The 20609-nt window shown below is 38.4% G+C and carries 20 protein-coding genes; 18 read left to right on the plus strand and 2 right to left on the minus strand.

All coding sequences use genetic code 11. The annotated features are described in order from the left end of the window. The first annotated feature begins 42 nt into the window (after positions 1-42). The 7 genes from LEP1GSC203_RS04395 to LEP1GSC203_RS04425 all read left to right on the plus strand — a co-directional run bounded on the left by LEP1GSC203_RS04395 (position 43) and on the right by LEP1GSC203_RS04425 (position 4890). Positions 43-1257: an acetyl-CoA C-acetyltransferase gene (locus LEP1GSC203_RS04395; RefSeq protein ID WP_002972897.1), complete on the plus strand. Its 1215-nt coding sequence runs from the start codon at positions 43-45 to the stop codon at positions 1255-1257. A 168-nt stretch (positions 1258-1425) separates the two neighbouring features. Then, the gene (locus tag LEP1GSC203_RS04400) at positions 1426-2193 is read left to right on the plus strand and encodes an Lp29 family lipoprotein (RefSeq protein ID WP_002972701.1); all 768 of its coding nucleotides are present in this window, start codon (positions 1426-1428) and stop codon (positions 2191-2193) included. Between the two features lie 35 nt (positions 2194-2228). After that, the gene (locus tag LEP1GSC203_RS04405) at positions 2229-2741 is read left to right on the plus strand and encodes a hypothetical protein (RefSeq protein ID WP_232225766.1); all 513 of its coding nucleotides are present in this window, start codon (positions 2229-2231) and stop codon (positions 2739-2741) included. Between the two features lie 106 nt (positions 2742-2847). Then, positions 2848-3423, plus strand: coding sequence for a hypothetical protein (locus LEP1GSC203_RS04410; RefSeq protein WP_002972709.1), 576 nt, complete (start codon positions 2848-2850; stop codon positions 3421-3423). Positions 3424-3495: 72 nt separating this feature from the next. After that, complete coding sequence (locus LEP1GSC203_RS04415; RefSeq protein WP_002972400.1) at positions 3496-3831, plus strand: Zn-ribbon domain-containing OB-fold protein; 336 nt, start codon at positions 3496-3498, stop codon at positions 3829-3831. Positions 3832-3938: 107 nt separating this feature from the next. Beyond that, complete coding sequence (locus tag LEP1GSC203_RS04420) at positions 3939-4376, plus strand: hypothetical protein (RefSeq protein ID WP_002972542.1); 438 nt, start codon at positions 3939-3941, stop codon at positions 4374-4376. An 82-nt stretch (positions 4377-4458) separates the two neighbouring features. Beyond that, the gene (locus LEP1GSC203_RS04425) at positions 4459-4890 is read left to right on the plus strand and encodes an acyl-CoA thioesterase (protein WP_002972202.1); all 432 of its coding nucleotides are present in this window, start codon (positions 4459-4461) and stop codon (positions 4888-4890) included. Between the two features lie 60 nt (positions 4891-4950). On the opposite strand, the gene LEP1GSC203_RS04430 is transcribed toward LEP1GSC203_RS04425, so the two are convergent. After that, a complete protein-coding gene (locus LEP1GSC203_RS04430; RefSeq protein WP_002972339.1) occupies positions 4951-6579 on the minus strand; it encodes a glycoside hydrolase family 13 protein in 1629 nt (542 codons plus the stop codon). A 1-nt stretch (position 6580) separates the two neighbouring features. Next, positions 6581-9133, minus strand: coding sequence for a [protein-PII] uridylyltransferase family protein (locus LEP1GSC203_RS04435; protein ID WP_002972277.1), 2553 nt, complete (start codon positions 9131-9133; stop codon positions 6581-6583). Positions 9134-9172: 39 nt separating this feature from the next. On the opposite strand from LEP1GSC203_RS04435, the gene LEP1GSC203_RS04440 reads away from it, so the two are divergent. The 11 genes from LEP1GSC203_RS04440 to LEP1GSC203_RS04490 all read left to right on the plus strand — a co-directional run bounded on the left by LEP1GSC203_RS04440 (position 9173) and on the right by LEP1GSC203_RS04490 (position 20605). Further along, a complete protein-coding gene (locus LEP1GSC203_RS04440; protein WP_002972949.1) occupies positions 9173-9646 on the plus strand; it encodes a hypothetical protein in 474 nt (157 codons plus the stop codon). Positions 9647-9664: 18 nt separating this feature from the next. Further along, the gene (locus LEP1GSC203_RS04445) at positions 9665-10900 is read left to right on the plus strand and encodes a glycoside hydrolase family 172 protein (protein ID WP_002972844.1); all 1236 of its coding nucleotides are present in this window, start codon (positions 9665-9667) and stop codon (positions 10898-10900) included. Next, positions 10893-11810 carry a sensor domain-containing diguanylate cyclase gene (locus tag LEP1GSC203_RS04450; protein ID WP_039937235.1) on the plus strand — a complete coding sequence of 306 codons (918 nt, stop codon included), beginning with the start codon at positions 10893-10895 and terminating at the stop codon, positions 11808-11810. Before LEP1GSC203_RS04445 ends, LEP1GSC203_RS04450 begins: the two co-directional genes overlap by 8 nt. Before the next feature lie 147 nt (positions 11811-11957). Then, a complete protein-coding gene (gene hrcA / locus LEP1GSC203_RS04455) occupies positions 11958-12989 on the plus strand; it encodes a heat-inducible transcriptional repressor HrcA (RefSeq protein WP_002972634.1) in 1032 nt (343 codons plus the stop codon). An 11-nt stretch (positions 12990-13000) separates the two neighbouring features. Continuing rightward, positions 13001-13573, plus strand: coding sequence for a nucleotide exchange factor GrpE (grpE, locus tag LEP1GSC203_RS04460; protein WP_002972535.1), 573 nt, complete (start codon positions 13001-13003; stop codon positions 13571-13573). Positions 13574-13595: 22 nt separating this feature from the next. Then, entirely contained in the window at positions 13596-15530 is a 1935-nt protein-coding gene (gene dnaK, locus LEP1GSC203_RS04465; protein WP_002972458.1) for a molecular chaperone DnaK, read from the plus strand. 19 nt (positions 15531-15549) lie between these two features. Further along, positions 15550-16677: a molecular chaperone DnaJ gene (dnaJ, locus tag LEP1GSC203_RS04470; protein WP_002972352.1), complete on the plus strand. Its 1128-nt coding sequence runs from the start codon at positions 15550-15552 to the stop codon at positions 16675-16677. A 24-nt stretch (positions 16678-16701) separates the two neighbouring features. After that, the gene (locus tag LEP1GSC203_RS04475) at positions 16702-17664 is read left to right on the plus strand and encodes a Gfo/Idh/MocA family protein (protein ID WP_002972402.1); all 963 of its coding nucleotides are present in this window, start codon (positions 16702-16704) and stop codon (positions 17662-17664) included. Positions 17665-17672: 8 nt separating this feature from the next. Beyond that, a complete protein-coding gene (locus LEP1GSC203_RS04480; protein WP_198008556.1) occupies positions 17673-18230 on the plus strand; it encodes a YqgE/AlgH family protein in 558 nt (185 codons plus the stop codon). A 22-nt stretch (positions 18231-18252) separates the two neighbouring features. After that, a complete protein-coding gene (locus tag LEP1GSC203_RS04485) occupies positions 18253-19002 on the plus strand; it encodes an SDR family NAD(P)-dependent oxidoreductase (RefSeq protein ID WP_002972550.1) in 750 nt (249 codons plus the stop codon). A 178-nt stretch (positions 19003-19180) separates the two neighbouring features. Beyond that, positions 19181-20605 carry a circularly permuted type 2 ATP-grasp protein gene (locus LEP1GSC203_RS04490; RefSeq protein WP_002972743.1) on the plus strand — a complete coding sequence of 475 codons (1425 nt, stop codon included), beginning with the start codon at positions 19181-19183 and terminating at the stop codon, positions 20603-20605. Positions 20606-20609 lie beyond the last annotated feature (4 nt).

Here is a 20609-nt window from a genome sequence, read left to right on the forward strand (position 1 = left end):
TCTGTACGTTTTTCCTAGAAACACCCAGAGAGAGGTAAACCCATGGGGAATTCCTATATTATTGATGCTGTCCGAACTCCGAGAGGAAAGGGCAAAAAACGCGGGACACTTGCATCCGTCCATCCACAAGAATTAGCTGCTGCCACATTAAAAGCCATCCAATTACGTACCGGAATCGATCCAAAAACGGTTGAAGAAGTTGTAATGGGTTGTGTATCCCAAGTTGCTGACCAAGCTGCATGTATCGCTCGTTATGCGGTTATGGCAGCTCATTGGCCAAAAGATGTTCCAGGTTATACCGTGAACCGTTTTTGCGGATCTGGATTACAAGCCCTTAACAACGTAGCAAACCATGTTGCTTCTGGAGCAATGGAACTCGGCGTTGGTGGTGGAGTTGAATCCATGAGCCGCGTGAAAATGGGTGATGATATGATGGGACGTGATTTTAACGTTGGTAACGATAAAATTGCTGCTCACTACAACCTAGTCCCACAAGGTATTTCTGCTGACTTAATCGCAACAAAGTATGATATTTCTCGTGAAGAAGCAGATCGTTTTGCAGAATCTTCACAACAAAAAGCACATGCAGCGGTTCAAAATGGATACTTTAAAAAATCTGTGATCCCAATTACTTTGGATGATGGAACTGTTGTGACTGAAGAAGAGAACCCACGTTTGGAATCAGACTATGCTTTCCTTTCTAGCCTTGGTCCAGTATTCAAAACTATCGGTGAAAAAGAATTGGATGCCATTGCATTACGTTCTTATCCAGAAGTTACAAAAATCAATCACATCCATACACTCGGAAACTCTTCCGGTATCGTAGACGGTGCGGCTGCTATTCTTGTCACTAATGATGAAGGACTAAAAAAATACGGTTTGAAACCACGTGCAAGAATTCTCGCTACCGTGGCAACTGGTGAAGATCCAACAATCATGTTAACAGGACCTGTTTCTGCTTCTCAAAAAGCGTTAAAACAAGCGGGTCTTAGCGTGAAAGACATTGACCTTTGGGAAATCAACGAAGCATTCGCCTCTGTAGTGTTATATGTAAAGAAAACACTCGGAATTGATGAATCCAAAATCAATGTAAACGGAGGAGCCATTGCTCTTGGACATCCACTCGGAGCAACTGGAGCTATCCTTACTGGAACTGTTCTTGACGAGTTGGAAAGAAGAGACCTTCGATACGGACTCATTACTCTTTGTATCGGTGGTGGTATGGGTATTGCTACTATCATCGAAAGATTGAAGTAAAACCTACCATTTACAAAACACGTTTGGATCTCGTGAATGCGGGATTTAAACGTGTTGCATTAGCCTAACAGATAAATATCCGCCAAATCTTCGCCTTAACATTTGTTTTAGATTTTAAATTAAAAAAAATGATTTACAATTTAGATTTGTTATGCGATCTCATACCAGATGAAAAAGCTATTATTAATTCTCTTTACGTTAATTGGGTGCTCTTCCTATGAAAGTTATACGATCCCTGATTCAAAATTCACTAAAATTACTCCCGAAAAGAGAATCGCTTTAATAGGTTTTCTTCCTTATGACTATCAATTAAGAAAAAATCGACATGGCGATGAAGTCCGTGCTTCAGCAACGGTTGATTATGAGAAATCCATGAAGCCATTGTTTCTGGATGGAAAAGATATAGAGCTTTACACATCCAAGAGTGGAAATTCGCAAATTACTAGAGATAATTGTATAGATTTCGTTTATGCATATATAAATGTAGTAAAGGACTCTGGAAAAGATGAACTTCGAAAATTTATAGACTTTGAACTAACGCCTGATATCTCAAAAACTAAATGTATTGTAAAATCAGAAAATGTGGATTTTTATATACTTGGGATTCCGGGCAAACCTTTAAATCCTTGGCGAGATTATGATGAAAGTTTTCTTGGATTTTTTAAAAGTGCTTTGTCAGTCTTGACATTTTTTATTTACCCAACAAAGAAAGTAGAACCTGTTAATGCTACTTTTAATGTCTACGATTCAAAATTAAATTTAATCGATAAGTTTGATTACAAGAAACAAGTAATAATTACTACTTCTTGGTGGTTTAATTTAAATTTAAATAACAATAAAGTATCTAAAGATATTGCACATAGTATAACACAGTCGCAAGAAAATATTACGAAAGAGTTTTCCTATGATTTTAATGAAAAATATCGGAAAAAATAATTAAAAAACCAAAAACAATTTAGAGGATAAACAAAATGAAATTTAACATTAGATTACTTTTTTTACTTACTATAGTTTCGCTATACAACTGCGTTCTTGTTCCTGATTATTCAAAGAACTTTAAGAAATATCAGGTTAAATCAGTTAAAAGATCTATTTCGGTAACAAAACCTGAAGGTAGATTTGAAATGTTTGCGACAAAATTTTACTATATTTTGGCTGCAAATTTAATTGAAGAAAATTTGAAGTATTCGGAGTTATTTTCCGAGGTAAAAGAAAAGGATGGGGAATACATATTAACAGCAGAAAGAATAGAAGATAACGAGTCAACTGGAAGCATAGATGTATCTTATTCTATTAAAGTTGAGTATTCCCTTTTTCTAAATAATAAGCTAGTATTTAAGAATACCTACGATGGTTCTGCAATTTCAGAGTCTACTGAGAATTTTATGTATGAATTTAGAGCAAGATTGGCAAGAGAAAGAGCTCTTCAGGTAACAATGAATAAGCTCTTAGATGATATTGCGAATATGAAAATTTTGAAGTAAGGATTTTTATTTAAAAATTTCTATCATTGTATAACAACGGCTCTTCACTTTGCGTTTGGTTCTTTACCGTCGCTTTAGTGGGGCCATTTTTTTTTAAGGAAGATTTATGTTTGGAAAGAAATCTATTTTGCTGTTAATCACATCACTTTCTTTGATTTCGTATTGTGGATCCTTTCGAGAAAATAATATCCCGACTGTAAAGGAAAGTGAATATAAATCAGATAAAACGGAAAAAATCAAGGTCTTTAGCAGGTGGACATATAATTCTACTGCTCCTGATGCGATCCCTAGATCGGATGTTCATAAACGATGGTTCGAGAAGGCGATTTTAGATTCAGGTTGTTGCATAATTGTCGATAAACCAACAGAAGCAACGCTTGTCATAGATGGAGCTGCTTTTGATCGTAGTCATCCATTAAGGATTGTTCCTCTTTTTATTAATATATTCACGGCGATGGCAATACCGTATTGGGCCACAACTACTGTAGATATCCAAGTTGCTGTAAATAAAGGTAATAAAAAATACGAATATCAGCTTAAAGATTCATTTACTATGGTACAATGGTTGCCTATGGTTTTTGTATTTCCATTCACTGGCGGACCTATCAAACACAGAGATGAACTCTATATAAATACATATCAAGCTTTAGTGGTTAAGATTAAAAAAGATGGTTTACTCTAAGATAGTTTTTCTTATGACTTTGTGTCTGATAAATGGATTGTAATTAAATCTGGGTCAACTGAGAAATGTACTATGAACGTAACACAAACATTCCCTGGCACATCTTGTAACCAATGTAACTTCAAAGTTGCGGAAGTTTTGGATGGTTGTCCCTCATGTGGGAGTGAATCCACTGAAAAAGTAGATTTAAAACAGAATGGAATCATCCATTCTTTTACTATTGTGTATGTAGGTTTTGGGCATATGACAGACCGAGCACCTTATGTACTAGCAATTGTGCAAACAGAGGAAAATGTAAAACTTACCACTGTAGTAGAAGATGTTACCAACTTCGAATCAGTAAAAATTGGAGATAAGGTTCGATTCAAAAACTTGGATCCAAAAATTGGACCTATCTTTCAATATTAAGATATCCATTGGGCCACTGCCCAAACTTCGAATCAAAATCAATAGTTTGAAAATGATTTCATTGAATTGGATAATGATCTAATAAGCAAAATTAAACGCTACTTCCAATGAAAACCAATTCAAAGAGCAAACAAAAATACTCAATCCCTTCCGAATCCCTTTCTGAATATTATTCTAATCTAACACCAATCATGTTGGATAAAGTAATGGAAATTCGTGGTTGGATTTATGAACTTGCCCAGTCTGATGAGCGCATAGGTGAAATCGAAGAATGCCTCAAATGGGGACAACCCAGTTTTTTAACTCCAAAAACTAAATCAGGTTCTACCATTCGGATCGGTAAGGTGGACGATCTTGAATTTGCACTCTACTTTAATTGTAAAACCACTATCGCAGAGGAAATTGCTCACGAATATCCGGAATGGAACTGTGATGGGAAAAGGGCATTGTATTTTAAAGTAAACCAAAAACTTTCCAAAACAAAACTGATTGCTTGTCTACAAAAAGCGTTGTTATATCACAAAAGAAAATCTAATATTTGTTAGTTAAATTCAAGTTTTCCTATTAAAACCAATATGAATCAAATCAGTAACATCATGCTCCTTTTTCGGAAGCAAAAGACTTTCAATGAAATCAAAAGAAAATAATTTCCAATATTCGTTCCGAGTTCGGTATTCAGAAGTTGATTCACAAGGGATCGTATTTAACGCAAATTATCTAAATTATTTAGATGTAGCTATTACCGAATACTTTCGTTCCAAAGGAATTTCTTATTCAGAATTTATTGAGCGTTACCAACTGGATTTTCACGTAGTTCAATCGCTCATAGATTATCGTAATGGTGCGAAGTTTGATGATGTATTAGATGTCCTTTTAAGTCCGAGTTACAAATCTTCAAAGATTTATTGGTCTTTTCAAATCAAATGTTCTGAAAAAAATATTTGTTCGGGTATGCTTACTTACATTACTGTAAGCCATGTAACAAAGAAAATTGTATCGTTACCTGAAGAGGTGGGTAGGTTGTTGGAATTTTCAGTGAAGGTGGATACAAAAGAATAATACTTTTTTAAACATGAAGAATCTCTGCGCCACCGATCGCAGAGGAAATCCTATCATTTACTATTTTCCAAAAATTACTGCTTCATTTGGCAGCAAAACCAAACCACCATAGTCCAATTCCTTTTCTAGATCAAACGAAGATGTTCTGTTCGCTGAACTAAATAAAATTTCATTTAGGATCCATTTTCTTGGATAGGAAACTTTGACTGGCTTTGCAGAGAAGTTTAAAAAAATATAAGTTTCTTCTTTTCCGTCTCTTCTTTTGTAATATAATGCTTGTTTATCTTCCGTAATAAGAATTTTTAATTTTCCTTTGCGAAGAGATTTGCGGTCCTTTCTAATTTGGATGAGTTTTTTGTAAGTGAAAAACAGTGAATTAGGATCTGCTTTTTGAGATTCCACATTGATTGTGTTAGCTTCTTCATACAAAGGAAGCCAGGCTTTTCCCGTAGTGAAACCTGTGGATTCGGATCCATCCCAAGGCATAGGAATTCGTTCCGGGTCACGACCTGGATGGAAGGGCCAATAACGTTTTCCTACAGGGTCTTGGATTTTTTTGTAAGGAACTTTTTGGCGTTTCATTCCAATTTCTTCACCATAATAGAGAAACGGTGTACCGCGAAGCGTTAACATCATACAGGCGGCGAGTTGGGCACGGGCTTTAGTATCGGCACCTTTTTCGTAACGAGTGATGTGGCGAGGAAAGTCATGGTTGGATAAAGTATAGTTGGGCCAGTTGTCTTCCCCCAGAGCGGATTCAAAGTCCTTGACAATTTGAAAAAATTTTTCTGCCTTCCATGGTGAAAAAAGAAACATAAAATTGAATGCAAGGTGTAATTGGTCATTTCGGCCGCAGTAGGTAGCAGGAAGGAGGACGTTTCCAGGGAAGTCTTGCATAATCTCGCCAACAAACATGCGTTTGTCGGAATAAGAATCGAGAAGTTTACGCATTCGGCGTAAGATTCCATGCATTTCAGGACGATCACGATCATAGGTATGGACTTGTTTGTCGTAAGGTCTTGGGCCTTTCATAAAGTAAGAAGCATTGTTTCGAAGAAATTCATCTTTTACATACAAGTTGACAACATCGAGTCTGAACCCATCCACTCCCATATCCAACCAATACTTCATCATTTTAAAAATGGCATCTTCTACGTCGGGATTACGCCAATTGAGGTCAGGTTGTTCTTTAAGGAAAGAATGGAAATAATACTCTCCAGTACGTTTGTCGTATTCCCAACCGGAACCGCCAAATGCACCGAGCCAGTTGTTAGGTGGACCTACATGGGTTGGTTCTTTCCAAATGTACCAATCTCTTTTGGGACTATTGACTGAAGATCTGGATTCAATAAACCATGGGTGAAGGTGAGATGTATGGTTGACCACAAGATCCATGATGATTCGGATCCCACGTTTGTGAGCTTCCTTTAACAACCGTTTGAAAGTTTGAGTGTCTCCATAAACAGGATCAATTTCTTCATAATTAGAAATGTCGTATCCAAAATCAAACATAGGTGAAGGATACACTGGAGATAACCAAATGGCATCAATTCCAAGGGAATCTTTGGACCCAGCAAGGTAATCCAATCTATCGATGATTCCTTCCAAATCTCCTATTCCATCACCATTGGAATCTTGAAAACTACGTGGATAAATTTGATAAATAACTGCTTCTTTCCACCATGCCATATTAAAAATTAATCTCCATGATTCCTTGATTTTCTTTCACTCGCGCTACCGAGAGGATTTTTTCTTTGATGGCCAACAGTAGGCCTGTATCTTCAATTTTTGTACCATTTTTGGTTTGTATATGAAAGGAGTCATAAGCAAAATCCGCACTGGTGGAGATCCTAACAAAAATTACTTCGAGTTCAAAGTCGAGTAATGTTTTTAAGATTCTATACACAAGTCCAATAGAGTCGGGAACTCTCACTTCTAAAACAGAATAAGATTCTGATAGATCATTAGCAAATTTTACCAACTCTTCCACCATTCCGTCGGGAATTTGTGGTAATGTTTTCCAAATGTTGGTTGTGGAGGCCAAATCTTCTATATTGATTTTTCCATCGATACAATCGGCCAGAGTAGATTCTATATCAGAAATCTGTTTTTCTGCGATTTCTCCACTACCAAATTCATCGGTGATTTGTGCTTGTAGAATGAGTTGGTCTTCATCAGTTCTAAATAGTCGCAGTCCTACTAAATTTAATCCCAAAGAAGAGATAGTTCCAGAAAGATAAAGTAACATTTGTTTGTCGGATTGTGCAAAAATTGATAAAGTGACAAAGGCAGGTTCTCTTTCTGTGATCATTCGAAATGGCAAGCCCGAACTTTTCCAATCATAAAGTAATATGAAATGTTGGTACACTCGTCTGGGAGTATTGTAATTTAAATACGAGGAAGGTCTGATTTTCATTCCAAACTCAACGATTCGTTCGGATTGTTCGGCTGTAAGGCCTTCTTTTTCGATTAAATAAGTTTCGAGAGTGGATTCTATACGCTCTTGGGTGTCAGCAAGATTTCCTTTTTTTTGCAAATAGGTAAGCGTGGAAGTGAATAGGAAGTGTAGAATTTCCTTTTTCCAGTTGGTTAGGATACCTTGTCCTACGGACTTTGTATCAATGATGGTAAGAATGTATAACAAACGTAAAGTGTTTTCATTAGAAAATTGTTTCGCAAAAGAAGCGATGAGTTTTGGATCATAAATATCTCTTTTGGAAGAGAGTTCCGACATTACAATGTGTTCGGCCACTAGGAAAAGCAAAAGTTCCGTATCTTCTTCTGACAAACGAAACCTTTCGGCTATGATGAGTGCAAGTTCCGCTCCGTATTGGCTGTGATCCCCTTCTTTTACTTTACCTGCATCATGAATAAGAATTGCGAGAGCCAAAATTTCAATTTTTTGACAAACATTGAATACTTCCTGGATTTGCCGATCTTCCCATAAATCAGCGATGAGTACATCCAGTTCTCGCAAAATAAGAAGTGTGTGTTCATCCACCGTGTATTGGTGGTGGTAACTAAACAGTGGAAAATTTGTACAGGCTCCAAATTCGGGAATCAGTTTACCTAAAATATTACACTCATGCATTAAGGTGAGTGTATGCCCAATCCGTTTTTTCTTTCGTAACATCTCAAGAAAAGTGTCTAAAACTGACTTTTGATTTTTAAAATCATCATCTAAGAAGTGTGATGCGAATCTGATTTCATTTAGATCGATCCGGGAAGGTTCTTCCTCGTTTAATTGTGATTCAGCGAAGAATTGAATGATGTCATCATACAAACTATCTGGATTGGATAGTTCACGTTGGATTCTTTTTTTATTGCGATTGGTTTTTTCATCCAAATAGGTTCCAATATAAAAATACACTTCCTTTTGGGCTTTGTAGAATTGGCTCATAAAGGATTCGAGAGTTTTGATTTCGTTTTTTGGTCCGAAACCTAAAAACTCTGCGACTTCCGCCTGTAAGCCCAAATCCAATCTGTCATTCTTTCGGCCGCTGATGATGTGGAGAGCTGATCTTGTTAAAAGTAAAAAATCATAAGCTGATAAAAGAGTTAAACTATCACCAATCAAATAAAAATCGAAAATACCACCATCGGCTGAATCGGCCAATGGATTTGTTTTTTCAATCCAATACATATGTTGAATATCACGAAGTCCTAACGGATCGTTTTTAATATTAGGTTCAGAAAGTAGGATAGGATTGTAAGAATTAATAATTCTTTCACGAAGATATGATAATTTCCAATCGTTAAAAACTTTGATGGTTTTTTCAGGAATTTTTCCTAAAAATTCTGCCTTGTATTTTTGAAATAAAACTTCCGATCCTACAAGAAACCGTGAGTCCAGAACAGCATGGAAGGTTTCGATTTGATCCAAATACAAAAAGGATTCTTTGATGGTGCGGCAAGAATGTCCTACTTCCTTTTCGTTATTATATAAGAATGTATTGATCTTCGAAATAATTTCGCTAAGAAGTTTATCGGAAAGTTTTCCATCATGGAGGTATAGAAGATCGATATCAGAATAGGGGGCTAGTTCCCGACGTCCATACCCACCAACAGCAATTAGACAAAGATGGTCTTTTAATGGGATTCCTTCGGAGACCTCACTAAATAGAGTCCGGATGGATTCATCCACAAGATTACTCAACTGGCGTGTAAAAAGCCTTCCTGAGGAAACTGTTTTGGCTTTTGGGAATGTCCTTTGCAGTTTTGCCTTGAGTTCTGATTTCATCATGTTAAGATGGGATCTCCTACCTTATTGGACAACTTTAACATGAATCCGAAGATTAAAATCACAATTCAGTTTATTTTCAGCCATCTTTCCGCATATCTACTGGTTTCAATTCCCTATTTCCAGTTGGTAATGAAGGATTATTATGAAGGCGATAGTGCCGTATTTCCATTGTTTCTAATTACAGCAAACGATGGTGCGGCTTGGTCGAGAGCGATGACTTGGTTATTCCCGACTTTGATATTTCAAGCAATCTTAATTGTTAGTTTTTTAATTGTGATTTGGGATTGGTTTTGTGTGCAAACTTTCGGCAAACAAATGTTTGTATTGGTTTGGATGAGGACTGTCCTTGGTGGACTTGCCGCTATCTCTCCGGCTGTGGGAAGTCTAGAAGGAATGGTATTTCTCATTCCAGAGGTGACACTATCGATCCATCTATACGTAGTATTTGAAATTTTCTTACAGTCACTTGTCCTGGCAGGTATTTTTCTTTTTTTCGTGAACCGTTTTAAATAAATCGAAAAACAGATAACAATGGATTATAAATATTCTAAAGTGTTCACAAAATTAAATTGGAAAGAAAAGAATTTACTTATGTTGAAATCTATCTTTTTCATTGGTTTTTCTCTAACTATTTCCACCAATTCATTATTTGCGGATGGATGGGAATCTTCGATTTGGAAAGATAAAAGTTACCGTAACCAAAGGATTTCAAGTGCAGATCCTACCAATGGTAATGATGATTTTATCAAAATTCCAAAGAAAAAAACTGTAACCTTAGCTGAGATTAAAACTAGGGGAGTCATCAAACATATTTGGATGACCCTTGCCAGTAAAGATCCAATGGCTCGTAAAAATGCTGTCATTCGAATCTATTGGGACAACCACGAGTATCCTTCCGTAGAGGTTCCGTTAGGTGAGTTTTTTGGACAAGGTTGGGGAGAGGAATACATTTTAAATTCGGCTCCTTTGGTTGCAGCCCCCAAAAAAGGAAAGTCAATGAACTCTTATTTTTCTATGCCCTTTGAAACAGGAGCAAAGATTGAAATAGAAAATGAATCGGATGAAGATATCAGTAATTTTTATTTTTACATTGATTATGAAGAATGGAAAGAACCACTAGGTTCCAATTTAAGGTTTCACGCCCAGTGGAATCGAAGTGTAACAAAACCTAACACGGTGAATGGGAAGGAAAACGAATGGGGCCTTCTTGGAGAAACAGAAAAGACTGTTTTTAAAAAAGAAAATTACTTTTCTGTTCTTGAAACTGAAGGCAAAGGCCAATTTGTGGGACTTAACTTGTATGTTGATTCCCCAACTCCTCTTTGGTATGGCGAAGGGGATGATTTGATTTTTATTGATGGGAACCAAACAGAGGCCAACTTAAAAGGTACAGGAACAGAAGATGTTTTTAATACCGCTTGGTCACCAAAAGAAATCTTTATGCATCCATACTTCGGATATCCACGTGTCTCGGATTCTGTGGGTTGGCTTGGCAGAACTCATTTGTATCGATTTTGGGTGGAATCCCCAATACGGTTTGAAAGAAATTTCCTATTCCTTTTAGAACATGGGCATGCAAATTCCTTGACCTTAGATTTAATCTCTGTTGCTTATTGGTATCAGAGTCTGAATCCAAAACCAATGAAGGTTTTGCCGAAAAAAGAATTCCGAACCAACAAACCGGAAATTAATTTTCGTCATATCCACAAGTGGCGGGATTCATTCCGAAGCGAAAAAGGTTATGGGGAAATTTGGGGAAATGAATGAGATTAATACAGATGTGTTTGCGAGAGAAATTGTTTCGCAATCCATCGATGCCATTGTTGTTTTAGATACTGATAGTAAGATACTCTTCAGTAACTTAGCGTTACAGTCGTTAACTGGATTTACAAAAGAAGAATTATATCAAAAAACGTTTTCTTTTCTTTTTCCTCCGAATGAAAAAGGGGAACAGAATTCCATAGAAACCTTTGTAAGTTCCAATGATTCTCATTATATTGCTGGGTTTCTTAAAGAATTGGAACTAGTCACAAAACCAAAAGGTACAATCCCGGTTGAGATTCGTGCCTTTACCATTCGTAATGAAAACCAAATGTTTTATGCAGCCATCATACGTGATGTGAGGGAACGGAGACGACTAGAAGAACAAAAGAATGTTCTCATCAATAGTTTGAAACGATTGGCATATATGGATGAGCTTACCATGTTGCCAAACCGACGTTCCTTTTCCGAAAGTTTGCAGAAAACTGTTGCCACCGTCAAACGTCGTAACCGCGAATCAGTACTCGCCGTCCTTGACATCGACCATTTTAAGGTCATTAATGATACCTATGGACATGACATTGGGGATTTGGTATTGAAAAAAATGGCCAATATCTTTGTGGATTGTCTAAGGGAAGAGGATACAATCGGGAGGATTGGGGGGGAAGAGTTTGGTTGCATTCTACCTGACACAACTACGGAAGGTGCCACGATTGTTCTCGACCGCCTTCGCGAATCTGTAGAAACACACCGGTTCTTTATTTTCGATAACTACTATCTCAATATTACTCTGAGCATTGGATACACCAAGGTGCACCCGATTCAAAAACCAGAGGAAATCTTGAAGTTAGCGGACATCGCTCTCTACCAAGCGAAGAATCATGGCCGTAACTGCATCCAAGTTTACCCTGTGTGACATAATTTTAGCAGAGTTTTCAAGATTCTGCTAAATTTCCCAGCTACATTCTTCTTCCTGCTTGACGAAAAAATACCAAATCCGTAAACTTTAAGCATAGATTAGCACTCTAATCATCAGAGTGCTAAAGGAAGTGCCAAGAAGGATATGGATCTTTCGCCTAGACATCGTTCTATTTTGAAAGCATTGGTTGAGGAATTCGTTTCGGACAACAAACCGGTCGGATCCAAAACTCTTTCTGAAAAATACGATATCGGAGTCTCACCCGCTACCATTCGGTCCTGCTTGGCAGAACTAGAGGAGATGGGTTTTATTGTGGCACGCCATACCTCGGGCGGTCGGGTTCCGACAGAACGCGGGTATCGGTTGTATGTGGATAGTTTGGTGACGCTTTTTGAGCTTACCATGCGAGAGAAACAAAGGATCCAGGAAGAGTATCTTCGGATGCAATTTCGATTGGATCAGGTGCTTGTCGCCACATCCAAAGTTTTGGCTTCCCTTTCGCAATCTGCGAGTGTGGTTCTCGGTCCGGAAGGATCTTTGGATACACTCAAACATATTGAACTCATCCATGTAAATGGTGGAGAAGTTCTTATGATTCTTGTTATGCGGTCAGGAACTGTGCTCAATCGAAATATTTTTTTCGATTACCACATCTCGCAAGAGACTCTGTACCAAATTTCAAGATATTTGAATGATAATGTCAAAGGTTTTGATGTTCATGAAATTCAAAGTAATCTGATTCCTCAGATGATGATGCAAAAGGAAGGTCCAGAAGGATTTGCTTTGTTTGCACCATCGATTGCACGAGCAATGGGAACAGACAGTCAATCTGTTGATAACTTATACATCGATGGATTGAAAAACTTATACGAAAACTTTAAGGATGAAGAGGAACAATTAGAGAACATCCTGCATCTATTTGATGAAAAACAGTTCCTCAAAGAATTTTTTAGCGATTATGTTCCGATGGATGGTGTTTATACCATTATTGGAAAAGATGGTAATGAAAAGTTAGGTGGTGTGACCATCATTACAACCAATTACCGAATGGGTGAAAAGAGGATTGGTTCCATGGGAATCATTGGTCCTCAGAGGATGAATTACAACAAAGCATTACCTTTGATTGAATTCACTTCTAAGTTAGTTTCAGAAATGATAACGAAATTGAGTAGATAGTAGGAGGAAAAATGGCAGAAGAAACAAACGGGTCCGTGGATGAACAAAATGTGTCAGTCGAAGAAGGACAGACCATTACGGATGAAGCCATTGAACAAGCAGTAGAAGGTGCCGAGAAAGAACTCGATAACGCCAAAAAAGAAATCGAAACTTTAAAAGATTCTTGGTTAAGGGAACGTGCGGAGTTTCAAAACTACAAACGTCGAACTGCAAACGACTTGTTAAATGCAAGAAAAGAATCCATCAAGAAGTTTGCTGAAGGACTCACAGGTGCTTTAGACAACTTGGAGCGAGTATCCAACGTTCCGAACCAAACTCCGGAAGTTGTTGCTTTCGTTGAAGGAATCAAGATGGTTCAAAAGGAATTTTATTCCGTATTGGAAAAGGAAGGAATCAAACGTTTGGATCCGAAAGGAATGCCGTTTGACCCAATGCTAATGGAAGCAATTGCTTCCGAGGAAAGTGCAGAGTTTGCCGAAGAGACTGTTGTGGAAACTTACCAAGCTGGTTATTACCATGAAGAAGGTGAGAACAAACAATCCATTCGTCCTGCACGTGTAAAAGTGGGAAAACCACAAAGTTAATATTAGTAAGAAGGAGAAGACTATGTCTAAGGAAAAAATTATAGGTATCGATTTAGGAACCACTAACTCTTGTGTGGCGGTTATGGAAGGTGGAGATCCTGTTGTCATTCAAAACTCAGAAGGGGCAAGAACCACTCCTTCGATTGTTGCCTTCACAGCAAAGGGTGAAACCATTGTTGGTCAGTTCGCAAAGAACCAGGCAATAACGAATGCAGTAAATACGATTCGTTCTGCGAAACGTTTTATCGGTCGTCGTTTCAACGAGGCTGGTGACGAGTCAAAGATGGTATCTTACAAAGTGATTCGTGCTGGAAATGACGGAGTCAAATTTGAAACCGTTTCTGGTGAATTCACTCCACAAGAAATTGCGGCTCGTGTACTTCAAAAAATGAAAAAAACTGCAGAAGACTTTCTTGGCCATGAAGTGAAGAAAGCTGTGGTAACCGTGCCTGCATACTTCAATGACGAACAACGACAAGCAACTAAAGATGCAGGTCGAATTGCTGGCCTTGAAGTAGAACGTATCATCAACGAACCAACAGCTGCAGCTCTTGCTTATGGTTTTGATAAGAAAAAAACCAGTGCAAAGATCGCAGTATACGACTTAGGTGGTGGAACATTTGACGTTTCTATCCTTGAGCTTGGCGACGGGGTATTCGAAGTAAAATCCACAAATGGGGACACTCATCTTGGTGGGGATGACTTTGATAACGTAGTCATGCAGTGGATGATTGATGAGTTTAAAAAACAAACTGGGATTGATATCTCTGGAGATAAAAACACAGTACAACGATTGAAAGAAGCTGCTGAAAAAGCTAAAATCGAGTTGTCTGGAACATCTTCTACACAAATCAATCTACCGTTCATCACAGCAGATGCATCTGGTCCAAAACATTTGGATATGACACTCACCAAAGCAAAGTTTGATGAAATCACAAGATCACTAGTAGAAAGAACTCGCATTCCATGTATCAACGCATTGAAGGATGCTGGCTTAACTGCAAGTGAAATTGATGAAGTCATCCTTGTGGGTGGATCCATTCGTATCCCTGCGGTGCAAGCCCTTGTAAAAGAAATTTTTGGTAAAGAACCAAACAAATCAGTAAACCCTGATGAAGTAGTAGCAGTAGGTGCTGCGATCCAAGGGGGAGTTCTTGCAGGTGATGTAACCGATGTATTGTTACTTGATGTAACTCCACTTTCCCTCGGTATCGAAACTTTGGGTGGTGTGATGACAAAACTCATCGAAAGAAACACTACTATTCCTACAAGAAAATCACAAGTGTTCTCAACAGCGGCAGATAGCCAAACCACAGTTTCGGTTCATGTATTGCAAGGGGAACGTGAGATGGCAAGTGCCAATAGAACTCTAGGTCGTTTTGACTTAGTAGGAATTCCATCGGCACCAAGAGGAGTACCTCAAATCGAAGTAACTTTTGATATTGATGCGAACGGTATTGTTCACGTATCGGCAAAAGACTTAGGAACAGGAAAAGAACAAAAGATTCGTATTGAATCTTCTTCTGGATTGTCTGAAGAAGAAATCAAAAAGATGGTGAAGGATGCAGAAGCTCACGCGGAAGAAGATAAAAAACTTCGCGAAGCTGCGGATACTAAAAACGAATTGGAAGCGATTGTTTACCAATTGGAAAAAACCATCGGAGAATCTGCTGACAAACTCGACGAATCAGAAAAACAACGTGCTCAGGACGAAATCAAACGCGGTCGTGAAGCTATGGAATCTGGTGACGTGGAACGTATGAAAGCTTCTCGTGATTCCATCCAAGAAGTCGCAATGCAAATTGGACAAAAGATTTATTCACAAGCAGGTCCTGAAGCTGGTGCTCCGGGAGCGGATCCTGGTGCAAATGCAGGACAAGGTGCAAGTGAATCTTCTGCCGGTGGCGAAAAGGTCGTCGATGCGGATTACACCGTAGTCGATGAGGACAAAAAATAAATAGAGAAGAAGTAAAACTATGAGCGACCGTGGTTACTACGAAGTATTAGGCGTTTCGAAAGGTGCCTCTGATGATGAGATCAAGAGCGCCTATCGTAAGTTAGCCATCAAATATCACCCTGATAAAAATAAAGGTGATAAAGAAGCGGAAGAAAAATTCAAAGAGGCTACGGAAGCCTATGAAGTGTTACGTGATGCACAAAAACGTGCCGCGTACGATCAGTACGGCAAGGCCGGTGTCAATGCCGGTGCTGGCGGAGGATACGGGGCTGGTGCTTATACTGATTTCTCTGATATTTTTGGAGACTTCGGTGATATCTTCAGTGAATTTTTCGGAGGCGCAGGTGGTGCCGGTAGCCGCGGTGGTGGAAGAAGGTCCGGTCCTCAAAGAGGATCGGATTTACGTTATAATTTAGAAGTTAGTTTAGAAGATGCGGCCCTTGGTAAAGAATATAAAATTGAAATCCCACGACTTGAAACTTGTGTGGATTGTTCTGGTTCTGGCGCATCTAAAGGTTCTTCCCCAACAGTTTGTCCTGATTGTTCAGGAACTGGTCAAGTGAGAAGGACACAAGGATTCTTTAGTGTTACTACAACTTGCCCACGTTGTAAAGGAAAAGGAAAAGTCATTTCCAATCCTTGTAAAACATGTAAGGGAGAAGGCCTAACAGAGAAAAGACGAACTATTCATATTAAAATTCCTGCAGGTGTGGAATCCGGTAGCCGGCTAAAAGTTTCAGGCGAAGGAGAATCTGGCCCGAACGGTGGACCTAGTGGGGATTTGTATGTAGTCACACATATTAAAAAACACCCGACCTTTGAACGCCAAGGAAATGACTTAATAGTTCAAAAAACAATTTCATTGTCTATGGCTTGCCTCGGTGGTGAGATTGAAGTGCCTTCCATTGATGGAAAAACCATCAACTTAAAAATTCCAGAAGGAACAGAAAGTGGACAAATCTTCCGATTGAAAGGTCATGGAATTCCTTATCTTGGTTCTTACGGAAAAGGGGACCAACACGTAATCATCAAAGTCGAAATTCCCAAAAAACTTTCTAAAAAGCAGAGAGAACTTATGGAAGAATTTGCCCGCGAGTCCGGAGAAAAGGTTGGTAGCGGTGGAAAATCGAAGTTGTTTTTCCGCTGATCATTTGGAGTATTGAGAGCATCTATGGAGAAAAAAGTCCGACTCGGAGTCATCGGTACTGGCCACATGGGCCAATACCACGTAAACGTTGCTAAACAGCTAGCCGATGCTGAACTCATCGGGATATTTGATGCCAACTTAGAACGTGCCACTCAAATAGCTGAAAAACACAAAACAAAAGCGTTTTCTACAGTGGAAGAATTGTTAAAGGAAACAGATGCGATTGTCATTGCAGCACCAACTTTCCTTCATCATAAAATCGCAAAACAGGCATTAACTGAAAAGAAGCATGTTTTGGTGGAAAAACCTATTTCACAAACGGTAGAAGAAGCAAAAGAACTTGTGACTTTAGCAAAACAAAACAAATTAATTTTACAAGTAGGTCATGTTGAAAGGTTCAACGGTGCCGTGTTGGAGCTTGGTAAAATTGCCGAACATCCACTACTCATTGAGTCCAGAAGGATAGCACCATATAACAGTCGTATTACTGATGTTGGTGTAGTTTTGGATATGATGATTCACGACATTGATATTGTTTTGAACTTGGTAAAATCAGACGTGAAAGAAGTGAAAGCAGTTGGATCTTCTGTTGTATCGAATCACGAAGATATTGCCAGCGTGGTTCTTACTTTTGCCAATGGATGTGTTGCTTCCCTAAACGCTTCTCGTGCCTCCCAAGCAAAAATCAGAACACTCAACATTTCTCAAAAAGATTCTTACGTATTTTTAGATTTTACCAACCAAGAGATTGAGTTACATAGACAAGCAAGTTCAACGACTCAGCTTGGAAGTGGAGAAATCAAATATAGACAAGAATCGATTGTGGAAAAAATCTTTGTTCATAAAGACAACCCACTCAAACAGGAACATGAACACTTTGTTAAGTGCATTAAAGGAGAATCCGAACCTATGGTGAAGGGTGATTCTGATATTCGTACTTTAGAAGTGGCTTACAAAATCCTGGAAGAAATTCACGGCAAAAAATAATGACAGAAATTCCTGATTCAACTCGCGGAAAGTTACTTATTTCCAATTCAAGCGTGATTCAGGATTTTTTTCACAAAACCGTCATCCTTATGGTAGACCATGATGACGACGGTGCCTTTGGTCTTGTTTTAAATAAACCTACTGACCAAACAATGGAATCACTGATTAAAAATCTTCCAGACACTGTATATTCCAACAAACAAGTGTTTTCCGGTGGTCCTGTAGACAACATGTTTGTATCCATAATACACAATGGGAAACAAACGGAAGATCCGGGTGTGGAAATTGTTCCCGGAATTTATATGGCTAGAAGTTTCGATACTATGATTGAAGTTCTTTCCTCTGATCAGATTCAGTTTCGTGTTTTGCAAGGATATGCAGGTTGGTCATCAGGCCAATTGGAAAGTGAGTTTGATAGGTTGTCTTGGGTAGTTTCTGACCAGGTAGATGAATCAATTGTTTTTCGAGAAGACGATCCCGAGGTTGTTTGGCGGGAAGCCCTACGAAGCAAAGGTGGGATCTATAAATACTTTGTTGACCACACAAAAGATCCTTCTCTCAATTGATCTACTAGTTAAAATTGCCGATATGAAACTTGCTTCTAAAAAGATAGTACTCAGTTCAGGTTCTTCTCCTTTAGGAAAAGAACTTCTACCTCTACTTCTTTCGGAAGGTGCGCTTGTGGTTGTTGGTGACTCCAATCCAGAAGAAATTCCCAATCATCCTAATTTACAAAAGTATAAAATTGATCCTTCCAAACCTGACCAAATGGAACGATTGATTGAATCGGCCATTGAAACATTAGATAAAATTGATGTTTTTATTTTAAATTCAGAACAAATTACTTATGCAGAAGATGAAAAAGAAGATTGGAATAAATTAAAGATTTTGTTTCATTCAAATACACTCGCTCCGATTTATACAGTACAACGTTTAACTAATTTAATTTCCGTTGGTCTCCATATAATTGTTGTTAGTTCCGATCTCACCAAAAATCCTACTCCTGGATTTGGATTGTATGGATCTTCCAAGTCAGCTTTGGATTATTTTTGGGATTCTTTTCGTAAACAAATGGGAAGAGAGTTCCGATTTTCTCGTGTCATTGCTCTCGAACCAAAACTTTCCAATCCAAAACGGCTTGCGAGTCGAGTCTTACAGTCAGTCCTCCGTCCGAAAAAGAGAAGGTATGAACATCTTTCTCAGTTGGGAAATCGGTTTTTGTTAAAATTTTTACCTTTTTTACGTTTTTTCCGAACCTTGGCTTACGGATTTAGGCTAAAACAAGAAAAAAAGAAGAAAATTTCTTCAAATGATTTGTCTCCATCTACTGAAAACTAATCATTCCGTACCGTTTGTAAACACTCCCACCTCTACTTTTCTCCCAATGCTTATTTTATAAACAGAAAAACCCCATCCCCTAACCTTGTTATGTCGGATGAGGCTGGAATCCATCCTTTTAGGTCATATCTTCCATTTGGTACAAATATTGCTAACTAAGTAAGCAGAGGGTACCCCCATGTTTATCGCCGACTATAGTGCAAAGAATATATATGATGAGATGTTTTCTAGCGAAGGTTATCCGCGTAAAAGTTACGACTTTGTAAAAACAAAAATGGAGAGTTTGGGTGGGATTGAACTTGTTAAACGTAGTACTTCCGCCGAACGGGCTCTCATGTCACTGGGTATCACCTTTACTTTGTATGGTGATGGTGGCGAACAAGAAAGGATTATGCCTTTTGATGTGATTCCTCGGATTGTACCGAGTGAAGAATGGGTGAGTTTAGAAAAAGGACTCAAACAAAGAATCCAAGCATTAAATTTATTTTTAACTGATATCTATGGCGAAGGAAAAATTCTAAAAGATAAAATCATTCCTCGGGACATGATTGAGTCTAGTTCTGGATTTTTAAAACAGTGTATTGGTTTGAAACCGCCAAAAGATATTTGGATTCATATTACTGGAACCGATTTGGTACGTGATGGAGCAGGCGCCTTTCATGTGTTAGAAGATAATTTGCGTTGTCCTTCTGGAGTTTCTTATGTTTTGGAAAACAGAGAAGTGATGAAACGGACGTTTCCTGAACTTTTCGAAAAATTAAACATACGTCAAGTTTATGATTACCCTTACCATCTTCGCTCTATGTTAGAAAACTTAACAGATGTTGTAGATCCAGTGATTGCAGTTTGGACTCCAGGGGTATACAATTCTGCCTATTACGAACATAGCTTTTTAGCCCAGAAGATGGGTGTCTATTTGGTGGAAGGATCGGACCTTATTGTAGAAAATCATAAAGTGTATATGAAAACTACCAAAGGCCTTCGTAAAGTAGATGTGATCTACCGTAGAATCGATGATACATTTATGGACCAGTCCAGTTTTCGTCCAGACTCTTTACTGGGAGTGAAGGGAATATTTGAAGCATATAAAAGAGGAAATGTGGCACTTGCCAATGCTCCTGGAACCGGAGTTGCTGATGATAAAGTGATTTATTCCTATGTTCCAAAAATAATTAAATACTACTTAGGTGAAGAACCAATCATTCCAAACGTACCAACATATCTTTGTTCTGAAGGTCCAGATTTACAATTTGTTTTGGAAAACATCCATAACTTAGTTGTGAAGGCAGCGAATGGTGCTGGTGGGTATGGAATGATAATTGGTCCAAAATCAACTAAACAAGAACAGGAAGATTTTAAGGAACTCATCAAAGCAGATCCAAGAAATTATATTGCTCAACCAGTATTAAACCTCTCTACAGTACCAACCCTAATTGCGGATAAAATTGAATCTAGGCACGTTGACCTCAGACCGTTCATTTTGTACGGTAAAGACATCTATGTGATGCCAGGTGGACTCACTCGTGTGGCTCTTCGCAAAGGATCTTTGGTGGTCAATTCATCCCAGGGGGGCGGTTCAAAAGACACCTGGGTTCTAGGATAAGGAT

Source organism: Leptospira terpstrae serovar Hualin str. LT 11-33 = ATCC 700639 (assembly GCF_000332495.1).
Classification (GTDB): Bacteria; Spirochaetota; Leptospiria; order Leptospirales; family Leptospiraceae; genus Leptospira_A; species Leptospira_A terpstrae.

Excerpts from the sequence above, each read along its gene's own strand:
- LEP1GSC203_RS04395 (WP_002972897.1), top strand. The coding sequence starts at position 43 with ATGGGGAATTCCTATATTATTGATGCTGTCCGAACTCCGAGAGGAAAG.
- LEP1GSC203_RS04400 (WP_002972701.1), top strand. The coding sequence starts at position 1,426 with ATGAAAAAGCTATTATTAATTCTCTTTACGTTAATTGGGTGCTCTTCC.
- LEP1GSC203_RS04405 (WP_232225766.1), top strand. The coding sequence starts at position 2,229 with ATGAAATTTAACATTAGATTACTTTTTTTACTTACTATAGTTTCGCTA.
- LEP1GSC203_RS04410 (WP_002972709.1), top strand. The coding sequence starts at position 2,848 with ATGTTTGGAAAGAAATCTATTTTGCTGTTAATCACATCACTTTCTTTG.
- LEP1GSC203_RS04415 (WP_002972400.1), top strand. The coding sequence starts at position 3,496 with ATGAACGTAACACAAACATTCCCTGGCACATCTTGTAACCAATGTAAC.
- LEP1GSC203_RS04420 (WP_002972542.1), top strand. The coding sequence starts at position 3,939 with ATGAAAACCAATTCAAAGAGCAAACAAAAATACTCAATCCCTTCCGAA.
- LEP1GSC203_RS04425 (WP_002972202.1), top strand. The coding sequence starts at position 4,459 with ATGAAATCAAAAGAAAATAATTTCCAATATTCGTTCCGAGTTCGGTAT.
- LEP1GSC203_RS04430 (WP_002972339.1), bottom strand. The coding sequence starts at position 6,579 with ATGGCATGGTGGAAAGAAGCAGTTATTTATCAAATTTATCCACGTAGT.
- LEP1GSC203_RS04435 (WP_002972277.1), bottom strand. The coding sequence starts at position 9,133 with ATGATGAAATCAGAACTCAAGGCAAAACTGCAAAGGACATTCCCAAAA.
- LEP1GSC203_RS04440 (WP_002972949.1), top strand. The coding sequence starts at position 9,173 with ATGAATCCGAAGATTAAAATCACAATTCAGTTTATTTTCAGCCATCTT.
- LEP1GSC203_RS04445 (WP_002972844.1), top strand. The coding sequence starts at position 9,665 with ATGGATTATAAATATTCTAAAGTGTTCACAAAATTAAATTGGAAAGAA.
- LEP1GSC203_RS04450 (WP_039937235.1), top strand. The coding sequence starts at position 10,893 with ATGAATGAGATTAATACAGATGTGTTTGCGAGAGAAATTGTTTCGCAA.
- hrcA (WP_002972634.1), top strand. The coding sequence starts at position 11,958 with ATGGATCTTTCGCCTAGACATCGTTCTATTTTGAAAGCATTGGTTGAG.
- grpE (WP_002972535.1), top strand. The coding sequence starts at position 13,001 with ATGGCAGAAGAAACAAACGGGTCCGTGGATGAACAAAATGTGTCAGTC.
- dnaK (WP_002972458.1), top strand. The coding sequence starts at position 13,596 with ATGTCTAAGGAAAAAATTATAGGTATCGATTTAGGAACCACTAACTCT.
- dnaJ (WP_002972352.1), top strand. The coding sequence starts at position 15,550 with ATGAGCGACCGTGGTTACTACGAAGTATTAGGCGTTTCGAAAGGTGCC.
- LEP1GSC203_RS04475 (WP_002972402.1), top strand. The coding sequence starts at position 16,702 with ATGGAGAAAAAAGTCCGACTCGGAGTCATCGGTACTGGCCACATGGGC.
- LEP1GSC203_RS04485 (WP_002972550.1), top strand. The coding sequence starts at position 18,253 with ATGAAACTTGCTTCTAAAAAGATAGTACTCAGTTCAGGTTCTTCTCCT.
- LEP1GSC203_RS04490 (WP_002972743.1), top strand. The coding sequence starts at position 19,181 with ATGTTTATCGCCGACTATAGTGCAAAGAATATATATGATGAGATGTTT.